This window comes from Ensifer sp. GW821-FHT05G01 (assembly GCF_059419585.1).
Map to the genome: position 1 here is coordinate 78985 of NZ_JBWKSC010000005.1, position 12761 is coordinate 91745.

Sequence of the window (12761 nt, forward strand, 5' to 3'; positions counted from 1 at the left end):
CCAACATTCGTTTGACATTCGATATATTTTCGCTTTAACTGATTTCACTTTCGCGATTGCACCAATTTGTGCATTGCGAAATGTGGGAGGGGAAAAGCAGTGGCAGAGCAGGCAATCTTCGACGTCTTCGTTATCGGCGGCGGCATCAACGGATGCGGCATCGCGCGTGATGCGGTCGGTCGGGGATATTCGGTTGCCCTTGCCGAGATGAACGACTTTGCCTCCGGCACGTCGTCCGGCTCGACCAAACTCATCCATGGCGGCCTGCGCTATCTCGAACATTACGAATTTCGCCTGGTGCGCGAAGCGCTGATGGAGCGCGAAGTGCTCTGGGCGATGGCGCCACACGTGATCTGGCCGATGCGCTTCGTTCTGCCCTACCACAAGGGTGGCCCGCGCCCGGCCTGGCTCATCCGCCTCGGCCTGTTCCTTTACGATCATATCGGCGGCCGCAAGCTCCTGCCGGCGACAGCAACGCTCGACATGACGCGCGACCCGGCCGGAAAGCCGTTGAAGCGGCTGTTCACCAAGGCATTCGAATACTCCGACGGCTGGGTCAACGACGCGCGTCTGGTTGTGCTCAACGCCCGCGACGCGGCCAACCGCGGCGCCAGGATCATGGCGCGCACCCGGGTGATCTCGGCAAAACGCGACAACGGCACTTGGACGATCGAAACCGAGGACACCGCAACCGGCGAGCGCCGGCAGACGCGGGCGCGCATGCTGGTCAATGCGGCAGGCCCGTGGGTCGATGCGGTGCTCGCAAGTGCGCTCGGCAAGAACGATGTTCACAACGTGCGCCTGGTCCAGGGCAGCCACATCGTCGTGCGCAAGAAGTTCAACGATCCTCGTGCTTACTTCTTCCAGAATCCGGATGGCCGGATCATGTTCGCCATTCCCTACGAGGACGATTTCACGCTGATCGGGACCACCGATCGCGACTACACCGACAACCCGGCAGACGTGCGCATCAGCGATGCGGAGGTCGACTACCTCTGCAAGGCAGCGAGCGAGTATTTCCTCGAGCCGGTGGAGAAGGACGACATCGTCTGGACCTATTCCGCCGTCCGCCCGCTGTTTGACGATGGCGCCAGCAAGGCGCAGGAGGCGACCCGCGATTACGTTCTTCGGGTCGAGGGCGACAGGACGACGGCACCGCTGCTCAATGTCTTCGGCGGCAAGCTGACGACCTATCGTCGCCTGAGCGAATCCGCGCTCGAAAAGATCGGCGAGGCCATTGGCGTCAAGGGCGCCAAGTGGACGGCTGGCTCGAACCTGCCGGGCGGGGATTTCCCGGCCACGGGCTATGCTGACGAGGTCGCCAAGCTTCACAAGAAATATCCCTTCCTTGCCGCAGGCCATGTGCGCCGGCTGGTCCGCCTCTACGGCACGCGCGCCTCAGCGCTGCTCGGATCGGCATCGAACGAGGCTGGCCTTGGCCGCCATTTCGGCGCCGACCTCTACGAGGCGGAAGTGAAGTGGCTGATCAAGGAGGAGTGGGCCCGGCACGCCGAGGACGTGTTGTGGCGGCGCACCAAACTGGGATTGAAGCTGACGCCCGGCGAGGCGGCAGCACTGGAGGAATACATGCGGGGCGCGGCGAACGCCGCCGCCTGAGGATCCCCGCATACTGGAATGCCGATGGCTGGGTGGAACACCGGAGAATTCAATGCTTGAAATGAAGAAGATATCCAAGGTCGTGGGTGGGGAGACGCATATCTACCCGACCGATCTTGTGCTGCAGAGGGGGACGCTCAATGTGCTGCTCGGCCCAACCCTTTCCGGCAAGACGTCGTTGATGCGGCTGATGGCCGGCCTTGACAAGCCTGCCTCCGGTTCGCTGATCTTCGACGGCACCGACGTCACCGGCCTGCCGGTCCAGAAACGTTCCGTGGCCATGGTCTACCAGCAGTTCATCAACTACCCGTCGATGACCGTCTACGACAACGTCGCCTCGCCGATGCGCATCAGGGGTTCGGACGCCGCCACGATCGACCGCGAGGTGCGCAAGGCCGCCGAACTGCTGAAGCTCACGCCCTATCTCGATCGCACGCCGCTCAGCCTGTCCGGCGGCCAGCAGCAGCGCACGGCGCTGGCGCGCGCCATCGTCAAGAACGCCGATCTCGTGCTTCTCGACGAACCGCTCGCCAACCTCGACTACAAGCTGCGCGAAGAATTGCGCGAGGAACTGCCGAAGCTCTTCGCGGCATCGGGCGCGATCTTCGTCTATGCGACCACCGAACCTTCCGAAGCCCTGCTTCTCGGCGGCAATACCGCTACGCTTAGCCAGGGCCGCATCACCCAGTTCGGCAAGACCATCGACGTCTTCCGTCGCCCGGTCGACCTGGTGACGGCACGAACCTTCGCCGATCCGCCGCTGAACACGATCGAACTCATCAAGTCGGGCGCGATCTTCACGTTCGACGGCAAGCACGTTCTGTCTGTTCCCGTCCACCTTTCGGCGCTGCCGGACGGCCCCTGCACGGTCGCCTTCCAGCCGCACCACCTGTCGTTCGACCGTCCTTTCGACGGCGCGACACCGCTGACGGTCAAGACGGCAATCTCTGAAATCGCAGGCTCCGAAAGCTTCATCCACGTCGGCTTTTCCGGTGCGCGCTGGGTCATGCTGGCGCCGGGCATCCACGACATCGAACCGGACGCAACCCTCGAGGTTTTCGTCGACATCCGCCACCTGATGGCCTTCGGGCCGGATGGGCGCGCGATCGGCAAGACGGCCTGAGGGGGCGCTGGGAGGAAAGACAATGGCACGCATCGATCTCGAACATATCCGCCACGCCTATGGCGCCAAGCCGAAGTCGGAAAACGACTACGCGCTCAAGGAAGTGCACCACGAGTGGAACGACGGCGGCGCCTATGCGCTGCTCGGACCGTCCGGCTGTGGCAAGACCACGCTGCTCAACATCATTTCGGGCCTCATCAATCCGTCGGAAGGACGCATCCTCTTCGACGGCAAGGACGTCACGCATCTGTCCACCCAGGACCGCAACATCGCCCAGGTGTTCCAGTTCCCGGTGATCTACGACACGATGACCGTCTACGACAATCTCGCCTTCCCGCTTCGCAACCGGCATGTGCCGGAGACCGAGGTTGACCGCCGCGTCAAGGAGATCATCGAGATGATCGGCCTTGGCGGCTGGGCGGGCAAGAAGGCGCAAGGCCTGACGGCCGACCAGAAGCAGAAGATCTCGCTTGGCCGCGGCCTCGTGCGCTCCGACGTCAGCGCCATCCTGTTCGACGAGCCTCTGACCGTCATCGATCCGGAAATGAAATGGGTGCTGCGTTCGCAGATCAAGCGGCTGCACAAGCAGTTCGGCTTCACCATGGTCTACGTCACCCATGACCAGACCGAAGCGCTCACCTTCGCCGACAAGGTCGTCGTCATGTATGACGGCCAGATCGTGCAGATCGGCACGCCCGCCGAACTGTTCGAACGGCCGCGCCACACGTTCGTCGGCTATTTCATCGGTTCGCCGGGCATGAACGTTCTGCCGGCAAAAATCGACGGCAGCACCGCCCAGGTCGGCGGCGAGAGCATTGCGCTCAACTTCCGGCCAGAGATCAAGTCCGGCGCCAAGACCGAACTCGGCATCCGCCCGGAGTTCGTGTCGATCGGCCGCGAGGGCATGCCGGTTGCGATCACGAAGGTCGAGGATATCGGCCGTCACAAGATCGTGCGCGCCCGCTTTGCCGACCAGCCGATCTCGATCATCCTCGACGAGGATGGCGAGATCCCTGCCGATCCACGCATCGCCTTCGACCAGAAGGCCATCAACATCTACGCCGATTCCTGGCGCGTCGGCGGGGAGGCCTGATCATGGAAAAGACCTGGAACAACAAAGCCTGGTTCATGGTTCTGCCGGTGCTGGTGCTCGTCGCCTTCTCGGCGGTGATCCCGCTGATGACCGTGGTCAACTATTCGGTTCAGGACACCTTCGGCAACAACGAGTTCTTCTGGGCCGGGACCGACTGGTATGTCGACGTCCTGACCTCCGACCGCTTCTGGGACGCGCTCACCCGCAACCTGATCTTTTCGGCGATCATCCTTGCGATCGAAATCCCGCTCGGCATCATCATCGCGCTCAACATGCCGAAGAAGGGCCTGGGCGTGCCGGTCTGCCTCGTCCTGATGGCGCTGCCGCTCCTGATCCCGTGGAACGTCGTCGGCACCATCTGGCAGGTCTTCGGACGCGTCGACATCGGCCTGCTCGGCCACACGCTGGAAGCGCTGGGGATCAACTACAACTACGTGCAGAACCCGATCGACGCCTGGGTCACGCTGATCGTCATGGACGTCTGGCACTGGACGAGCCTTGTGGTGCTGCTCTGCTATGCCGGTCTCGTCTCGATCCCGGACGCCTACTATCAGGCCGCCAAGATCGATGGCGCGTCGCGCTGGTCCGTGTTCCGCTACATCCAGCTGCCGAAGATGAAGCGCGTGCTGCTGATCGCCTTCCTGCTGCGCTTCATGGACTCATTCATGATCTACACCGAACCCTTCGTCGTCACCGGCGGCGGCCCGGGCAACTCCACCACCTTCCTGTCGATCGACCTCGTAAAAATGGCCATCGGCCAGTTCGACCTCGGTCCGGCGGCAGCCCTATCGATCATCTACTTCCTCATCATCCTGCTGCTCTCGTGGATCTTCTACACCGTGATGACCACGAGCGACGCGCAGAGCTGAACCGGGAGGGAGGAGAGACCAATGAACACGACCAAAGCACCGCTTTCGCAACGCCTGTCCTGGCTGGTTCCGACGATCTACATCGTCTTCCTGTTGTTGCCGATCTACTGGCTCGTCAACATGAGCTTCAAGGAAACGAGCGAGATCCTCAGCACGTTTTCGCTGTGGCCGCAGAACCCGACGCTGCGCAACTACATGGTGATCTTCACCGACCCGTCCTGGTACAAGGGCTATATCAACTCGATCATCTACGTCGTCATGAACACGGTGATCTCGGTTTCGGTGGCGCTTCCGGCGGCCTACGCCTTCTCGCGCTACCGCTTCCTCGGCGACAAGCACCTGTTCTTCTGGCTGCTGACCAACCGCATGGCGCCGCCGGCCGTTTTCGCGCTGCCGTTTTTCCAGCTCTATTCGGCCTTCGGCCTGATCGACACCCACATCGCGGTCGCGCTGGCTCACTGCCTGTTCAACGTGCCGCTGGCGGTCTGGATCCTGGAAGGTTTCATGTCCGGTGTGCCGAAGGAGATCGACGAGACCGCCTATATCGACGGCTACTCGTTCCCGCGGTTCTTCGTGAAGATCTTCACGCCGCTGATTGCCTCGGGCATCGGCGTCGCGGCCTTCTTCTGCTTCATGTTCTCCTGGGTCGAACTGCTGCTGGCCCGCACGCTGACGACCACCGCCGCCAAGCCGATCGCCGCGATCATGACCCGCACGGTCTCGGCCTCCGGCCTCGACTGGGGCGTGCTGGCGGCAGCCGGCGTGCTCACCATCATCCCCGGCGCGCTGGTGATCTACTTCGTACGCAACTACATCGCCAAGGGCTTTGCCCTGGGCCGCGTCTAAAGGAGCTTCGTCATGAATTTCTCATGGATGGCATGGACGCTGCCGACGGCGCTGTTCTTCATCACCATCGCGCTGCTGCTCGTCGGCATGGCCGTGTGGGAATATGTCTCGCCGGGCGGCAACCCGCGCGTCGGCATCCTGCGCTTCGAGACGACGCGCGGCGACAGGCTTTTCGTATCGCTGCTCGGCAGCGCCTTCATTCACCTCGCGTGGCTCGGCCTTGGCGGACCGAACCTCTGGTGGGCTCTCGCCCTCTCGGTGGTCTACGCCATCGGCGTCTTCCGCTACGTGTGAGGTGAACGGACTGGGGGGCGGGAAGGGCCCCTCGAAACTGCAATGGACGCAATCGCAAAACCCAAAGGGAGGAAATTATGCGACGGCACCTTTTGACAACGACGGCAGTCATGCTGCTGGCTTTCACCGGCTCGGCCTTTGCCGGCATGGACGAGGCAAAGAAGTTCCTCGACAGCGAGATCGGCGACATGTCCGCTCTCGACCGCGCCGCCCAGGAAGCGGAAATGCAGTGGTTCGTCGATGCGGCAAAGCCTTTTGCCGGCATGGACATCAAGGTCGTTTCCGAAACGATCACCACCCATGAATACGAATCGAAGACGCTGGCCAAGGCCTTCACCGACATCACCGGCATCAAGATCACTCACGACCTGATCGGCGAAGGCGACGTCGTCGAAAAGCTCCAGACGCAGATGCAGTCGGGCGAAAACGTCTATGACGCCTACATCAACGATAGCGACCTCATCGGCACCCATTGGCGCTACCAGCAGGCCCGCAACCTGACGGACTGGATGACCAACGAAGGCAAGGACGTCACCAACCCGAACCTCGACATCGACGACTTCATCGGCAAGTCCTTCACGACAGCACCTGATGGCAAGCTTTACCAGCTGCCCGACCAGCAGTTCGCGAACCTCTACTGGTTCCGCTACGACTGGTTCAACGACGAGAAGAACAAGGCGGACTTCAAGGCGAAGTACGGCTACGACCTCGGCGTTCCCGTGAACTGGTCGGCCTATGAGGATATCGCCGAGTTCTTCACCGGCCGCGAAGTCGACGGCAAGAAAGTCTATGGTCACATGGACTACGGCAAGAAGGACCCGTCGCTCGGCTGGCGCTTCACCGACGCCTGGCTGTCGATGGCCGGCAACGGCGACAAGGGCATCCCGAACGGCAAGCCGGTCGACGAGTGGGGCATAAAGGTCGACGAGAATTCGCGCCCTGTCGGCTCGTGCGTTGCCCGCGGCGGCGACACCAACGGCCCGGCCGCCGTCTACTCCATCCAGAAGTACCTCGACTGGATGAAGGCCTATGCACCGGCTGCTGCCCAGGGCATGACCTTCTCGGAATCAGGACCGGTGCCGTCGCAGGGCGAAATCGCCCAGCAGATGTTCACCTACACGGCGTTTACCGCCGACTTCGTCAAGCCGGGCCTGCCCGTCGTCAACGAGGACGGCACGCCGAAGTGGCGTTTCGCCCCGAGCCCGCACGGCGTCTACTGGAAGGATGGCATGAAGCTCGGCTACCAGGACGCCGGTTCCTGGACGCTGCTGAAGTCCACCCCTGACGATCGCGCCAAGGCTGCATGGCTCTACGCGCAGTTCGTGACCTCGAAGACCGTCGACGTGAAGAAGAGCCATGTCGGCCTGACCTTCATCCGCCAGTCGACGCTGGACCACAAGAGCTTCACCGACCGTGCGCCGAAGCTCGGCGGTCTGATCGAGTTCTACCGTTCGCCGGCCCGCCTGCAATGGTCGCCGACCGGCACGAACGTTCCTGACTATCCGAAGCTCGCACAGCTTTGGTGGCAGGCGATCGGCGATGCTTCCTCCGGCGCGAAAACCGCCCAGGAAGCCATGGATTCGCTTTGCGCCGAACAGGAAAAGGTGATGCAGCGCCTGGAACGCGCCGGCATCCAGGGCGATATCGGTCCGAAGCTCGCCGAGGAACACGACCTCGAATACTGGAACAAGGATGCCGTTTCCAAGGGCAACCTCGCTCCGCAGCTGAAGGTCGAGAACGAGAAGGAAAAGCCCCAGACCGTCAACTACGACGAACTGGTCAAGAGCTGGCAGAAGTAACATCCCCAAGACGACGGCCGCCCCTTGAAAACGGGCGGCCGAAGATCAGGAGATGCGGCACCAGGGTCGGCAACGGCCCCGGTTTTTCGTTGCCTGAAAGCAGATCACTGGGAGTAGCTCGGAAATCCCTGCCGCCCGAGCCACGCCACCACCAGGGCCGGAAGCAGGATAACCAGCAACGCAACTGGAAAAACACCCGCACCGACACTGTCCAGCAGCAGACCGCCAACCAATCCGCCACCTGCCATTGCCGCATTCCAGGTCGTGACGACCATCGACTGCGCCGCATCCGCTTCCACGCCGGCTGCCTTTGCCGAAGCGGTCTGAAACAGCGTCGCTGCGCCACCGAAAGCGAGCCCCCAGGTGATAACCCCGGTGTAAATCGCGACCGACAGATCGGACCAGAAGGCGAGCACTAGCGATGCTGCCGCAAACAGGATCATGCTCGCCAGAACCAGCCGGCGCAAATGCCTGTCGACCAGCGCCCCGATGATCGGAATGACCACGAGCGATGCGATGCCGAAGACAAGCAGGACCCTGTCAGCTTCGCCATCGAGGCCCGACGGCTGCAGGAACGGCACGATGTAGGTGTAGAGAATATTGTGAGCGAGAACGACGGCAAACATCACAAACAGCACCGGCCGGATCCCGGGCAGCCGGAACACCGATGAAAGCGCCAGGCGTCGCTCGGTGCGCTGTCCCGGAAAGTCGGGAAGCGCCCGCAGGGCCCAGCCGACGAGCAGGATTGCCATGATGCTGAGAAGACCGAAGGTCAGGCGCCATCCCGTCACGGTACCGAGCAGCGTTCCCGCCGGAATACCGATCGACAGCGCCACCGGTGCCCCGAGCATGGCGATGGCAATCGCCCGCCCCTGCTGATGCGGCGCCACCATGCGGCTGGCGTATCCGGCTGCAAGCGCCCACAGCAGCCCGGCAAAGACGCCGGCAAGAAAGCGAGCCACCATGATCAGGGCATAGTCGTTCGAGATTGCGGTGACCGTGTTGACCACGGCAAAGCCGGAGATCGCCACGACCAGCAGCGGCCGCCGGCGCCAGGTCCTCGTCAGCGCCACGAGCGGGATGGCGGCGAGAAGCGAACCGATCGCATAGATCGTCACCATCTGCCCGACCAGCGACTGCGAGACCTCGAGATCGGTACCGATCTGCAGGAGCAACCCCGCCGGCAGCGCCTCGGTGAGGATGGTGATGAAGCCGGCGGTCGCAAGTGCCAGCAATGCCGAAAGCGGCAGCCTGCCGGTAGCGGCCGTCGTCGAGTTTGCGTCCTGCGGGACAGGAAGCGCGCAGTCAGTGGATTGCATGGAAATTGTCTTTCAGGATCGCCGTCGATGAAACATGTCGTCACCGTCGTGGCCGGGACGCGTGGCGCAGGATCGCCGCCAGCCGAGGCGGGCGGCTCCTTCTGCTATGCCGATGCTGCGCGTGCTGCACGCCTGGGCAGCACCAGATCATCGACGCGATAGGTGTGGAACTCGCTGGTCGAGACCGTATCCAGCGCCCTGAATTTCTCGAGGAAAACCGAGTCGCTGAAGAACTCCTCGACATTTCCTTCGCCGGCTATCGCCTCGATGTTGACCACGGTCTTGCCGTCGGTGCTCTTTGAGAGGTTGCTCCAGAGAAAGCCTTCCTTGCGCTCGGCCACATAGTGGACCACGTCCTGGATCAGGCGAAACGCCTCTTCCTGCTTGCCCTCGTGGGCGTGGATGACATTGACGATGAAGACGGTGGGTTCGGGGCTTCCGCGGAAACCGGCCACAAGTGTCTCTTGCATGTGTTCTCCATTCTTTTGCCGACGCTGTTGTTGCGCAGCGAACGCGCTGTGTCGGCCAGGCGGACTATGGCGAGCTTCCAATCAGGGAAAAATACGCTACAGCTCCGAAGATATCGGACAAGAATATCTACAATCCCGAAGAACGGACGAGGACGAAAAATGGACAACCTTGGGGCACTCAATGCATTCGTGCAGGCGGCAGACGCCCGCAGCTTTACCGAGGCCGCAGCCCAGCTCGGCGTTTCCCCCTCCGCCGTTGGCAAGGCGATTGCCCGCCTGGAGGAGCGATTAAGCGTTCGCCTCTTTCATCGCAGCACCCGCAGCGTCACGCTGACACCCGAAGGCACGCTTTTTCTCGAACGCTGCCGGCGGATCTTTTGCGAGATCGAAGCGGCGGAAGCCGAGTTGGTACAGAGCCAGGAAGCCCCGCGCGGCAAGCTGCGCGTCAGCCTGCCAATGGCCGGCATGCTGCTGATGCCGACGCTTGCCGCCTTCATGCGCACCTATCCGGAGGTCGAGATCGATCTCGATTTCTCCGACCGCATGGTCGACGTCATCGAGGAAGGTTTTGATGCCGTGATCCGCAGCGGCGAGCTCGGCGATTCCCGACTGATGATGCGCCAGCTCGGCACGTTCCACCCCTACCTGGTCGCTTCACCCGCCTATTTCGAGCACCATGGCGTGCCGGAGACGCCTGCGGACCTTGAACACCATCATTGCCTGCATCACCGCTTTCCCTCGACAGGCAAGCTAGAGCCCTGGCCGCTGGTGCAGGATGGCGTTGCACTCACTGTCGACCTGCCGATAACAGCCGTCTCCAACGCGCTGGAACCGCTGATCCACATGGCCGAGGAGGGGCTCGGCATCGCCTGCCTTCCGGATTTCACCGTCGGGCGGCAGTTGCGCGAGGGAACACTTGTACCGGTTCTCGAAAACCGGCTGCGCCGTTGCGGCACCTACCGTATCCTCTGGCCCTCGAGCCGGCATCTCGCGCCGAAACTGCGCGTCTTCGTCGACTTCATGGCCGCCAATCTCTTCCCGGCAAATGGCGGCTCGTCGAGCCCGCTTTGACAGGAAACCGGGTCTACGATTTCGCCAGCACCCGGCGTGCGGTCTTGCCCGGCCGGTCCTTGTCGAAAATCGCCCGGATCGCCTGCTTCGTGCCGTCATCCATCAGCACGACCATGTCCAGATAGAGTTGCCTGTCGACGATAACAAAGCGGACGTCGAACGGTTTGCCGCCATAATGGCCGCTGGCCTTCTCGCTCCAGCGGCCGATGCCGTTCGCGGTCCCGGTGCGCGTCTTCAGGTCCGCATGGGCAAATGCGAACCAGCCGCTGCTGGAAGACACTTTCAGGATCGGCCCGTGCTGCTTGATCGCCAGCCAACAGGTGTCGCAGGTGCCGGCGTTCGACACCATTTGCCGCCACTGCCCAGGGAAATCCGCGGTCTCGGCGTTGGCGGCAAACGGCCACAACACCACGACAATGGCGATCAGGACGCCGACCAATCGGTGAAACGTGCCAGCAGGCGACGAAGATTTCATATGCTGCAATCCCATGGAAACCCGGAGGCGAGCGTTCGCCTTGATACCGGTCGAGATTGCCTGCGCTTCATTGCGGTAACGTTGCATCTGTTCCGCCGTTTTCCGCCAGTGTTGCGGTCCGGCAGTTCCCATTGTTGATGCCCATTTCCCCCGAATTCCCGAAAGTGTTTACTCCTGGGTTGTCCTTGCGGCATTCTGTCCCGGCACCAAAGATGCCTTTCCCCTGTTGAAAGACGGGGCCCCTGTTGGAGGACGGGGGAGCGGACTGGTCGACGTGATGGGAGGAGTAACCATGAGCGACGCATCCAGCATACACCCGGTGGACGAGAAGCTGCCTGTCGGCAAGCTAGCGACCCTTGGGATCCAGCATGTTCTCGTCATGTATGGCGGCGCCGTCGCGGTTCCGCTGATCGTCGGCCGGGCTTTGCAGCTCAGCCCTCAGGATGTCGCCTTCCTGATTTCGGCCGATCTTTTCGTCTGCGGCCTCGTCACCATCATTCAGTCGCTCGGCATCACCCGCAGCGTCGGCATCCGCCTTCCCGTGATGATGGGCGTGACCTTCGCCTCCGTCGGGCCGATGGTGTCGATGGCGACGATGACGCCCGGCCACGAAGGCGCACGACTGATCTTCGGGGCCATCATCGGCGCAGGCCTTGTCGCGCTGCTGCTCGCCCCGATCATGGGGCGGTTGTTGCGCTTCTTCCCGCCCATTGTCACCGGCACCATCATTCTTGTCATCGGCGTGACCCTGATGCGCGTCGGCGTCAACTGGATCTTCGGCAACCCCTTCGGACCGACGGCACCGAAGCTGGTCGATCCGACCCACGCCGAATGGCTGGCCGAACTGAAAAAACTCGCCAGCACCGGCGGCCCAGCCGTTCCTGATGGTGTCGTGTTGGGCGCCACCGTCCCGAACCCCATCTATGCCGAGCCGAGCCATGTCGGGCTCGCCGCCCTCGTGCTGATCTCCATCCTCGTCATTGCGCGCTACGGCCGTGGGCTGATCAGCAACATTGCGGTCCTGACCGGCATCGTCATCGGCTGCGTCTTTGCCGCCGGCCTCGGCATGATGCATTTCGACCGGGTGGCGGATGCCGGCTGGTTTGCCGTCGTCACCCCCTTGCGTTTCGGCATGCCAATCTTCGATCCGGTGCTGATCGCCACCATGTCGCTGGTGATGATCGTTGTGATGATCGAATCGACAGGCATGTTCCTGGCGCTCGGCGAGATCACCAACAGGGAAGTCTCGCAACAGCAGCTGACCGCCGGCCTTCGCGTCGACGGCATCGGCACAATGATCGGCGGCCTGTTCAACACCTTCCCCTATACCAGCTTCTCGCAGAATGTCGGCCTTGTCGGCGTCACCGGCGTGAAGAGCCGCTATGTCTGCGTCATGGGTGGTGCGATCATGATCGTGCTCGGGTTGATCCCGAAGATGGGTGCCTTGGTCGAGGCGGTGCCGACCTTCGTGCTCGGCGGTGCCGGCCTTGTCATGTTCGGCATGGTGGCCGCCACCGGCGTGCGCATCCTGTCGACCGTCGACTTCAAATCGTCGCGCAACAACCTGTTCGTCGTTGCCGTCTCTGTCGGCTTCGGCCTGATCCCGCTGATCGCACCGAACTTCCTGATGTGGATGCCGCATGCGATCCACCCGATCATCGAATCGGGCATCGTGCTCGCCTCGATCTCGGCAGTCGTGCTCAACGCCTTCTTCAACGGCCTGCGCGTCGAACGCTCCGCCTCGATCAATGCGGCAAGACTCGCCGACAGCCACTGAGCCGGTTC

General features: G+C 62.4%; 12 protein-coding genes. 9 read left to right on the top strand and 3 right to left on the bottom strand.

The window, feature by feature from the left end; translation table 11 throughout:
* Positions 1-99: 99 nt before the first annotated feature.
* From glpD to AC07UR_RS14065, 7 genes are all read left to right on the top strand, one after another.
* Complete coding sequence (glpD, locus tag AC07UR_RS14035) at positions 100-1617, top strand: glycerol-3-phosphate dehydrogenase (RefSeq protein WP_209790492.1); 1518 nt, start codon at positions 100-102, stop codon at positions 1615-1617.
* A gap of 52 nt (positions 1618-1669) precedes the next feature.
* On the top strand, positions 1670-2740 hold the full coding sequence (locus AC07UR_RS14040; protein ID WP_209790491.1) for an ABC transporter ATP-binding protein: 1071 nt from the start codon (positions 1670-1672) through the stop codon (positions 2738-2740).
* 22 nt (positions 2741-2762) lie between these two features.
* Positions 2763-3833 (top strand): ABC transporter ATP-binding protein, encoded by a 1071-nt coding sequence (locus tag AC07UR_RS14045; protein WP_173418226.1) that lies wholly within the window; start codon positions 2763-2765, stop codon positions 3831-3833.
* Between the two features lie 2 nt (positions 3834-3835).
* Entirely contained in the window at positions 3836-4702 is an 867-nt protein-coding gene (locus tag AC07UR_RS14050; RefSeq protein WP_065780770.1) for a carbohydrate ABC transporter permease, read from the top strand.
* A 21-nt stretch (positions 4703-4723) separates the two neighbouring features.
* Positions 4724-5548: a carbohydrate ABC transporter permease gene (locus AC07UR_RS14055; RefSeq protein WP_173418227.1), complete on the top strand. Its 825-nt coding sequence runs from the start codon at positions 4724-4726 to the stop codon at positions 5546-5548.
* A 12-nt stretch (positions 5549-5560) separates the two neighbouring features.
* A complete protein-coding gene (locus AC07UR_RS14060) occupies positions 5561-5842 on the top strand; it encodes a DUF2160 domain-containing protein (RefSeq protein WP_112805408.1) in 282 nt (93 codons plus the stop codon).
* Positions 5843-5919: 77 nt separating this feature from the next.
* Positions 5920-7641: an ABC transporter substrate-binding protein gene (locus AC07UR_RS14065; RefSeq protein WP_209790490.1), complete on the top strand. Its 1722-nt coding sequence runs from the start codon at positions 5920-5922 to the stop codon at positions 7639-7641.
* Positions 7642-7745: 104 nt separating this feature from the next.
* Here the strand turns inward: AC07UR_RS14065 and AC07UR_RS14070 are convergent, their stop codons facing one another.
* Both AC07UR_RS14070 and AC07UR_RS14075 read right to left on the bottom strand, forming a co-directional pair.
* The gene (locus tag AC07UR_RS14070) at positions 7746-8960 is read right to left on the bottom strand and encodes an MFS transporter (RefSeq protein ID WP_209790489.1); all 1215 of its coding nucleotides are present in this window, start codon (positions 8958-8960) and stop codon (positions 7746-7748) included.
* Positions 8961-9064: 104 nt separating this feature from the next.
* Positions 9065-9430: an antibiotic biosynthesis monooxygenase gene (locus tag AC07UR_RS14075; RefSeq protein ID WP_209790488.1), complete on the bottom strand. Its 366-nt coding sequence runs from the start codon at positions 9428-9430 to the stop codon at positions 9065-9067.
* A 159-nt stretch (positions 9431-9589) separates the two neighbouring features.
* Between AC07UR_RS14075 and AC07UR_RS14080 the strand changes: the two genes are divergently transcribed.
* A complete protein-coding gene (locus AC07UR_RS14080) occupies positions 9590-10501 on the top strand; it encodes a LysR family transcriptional regulator (RefSeq protein ID WP_209790487.1) in 912 nt (303 codons plus the stop codon).
* A gap of 13 nt (positions 10502-10514) precedes the next feature.
* Here AC07UR_RS14080 and AC07UR_RS14085 read toward each other — a convergent pair whose 3' ends face one another.
* Positions 10515-11063 carry a hypothetical protein gene (locus AC07UR_RS14085; RefSeq protein ID WP_173418232.1) on the bottom strand — a complete coding sequence of 183 codons (549 nt, stop codon included), beginning with the start codon at positions 11061-11063 and terminating at the stop codon, positions 10515-10517.
* Positions 11064-11268: 205 nt separating this feature from the next.
* On the opposite strand from AC07UR_RS14085, the gene AC07UR_RS14090 reads away from it, so the two are divergent.
* On the top strand, positions 11269-12753 hold the full coding sequence (locus AC07UR_RS14090) for a nucleobase:cation symporter-2 family protein (RefSeq protein ID WP_209790486.1): 1485 nt from the start codon (positions 11269-11271) through the stop codon (positions 12751-12753).
* Positions 12754-12761 lie beyond the last annotated feature (8 nt).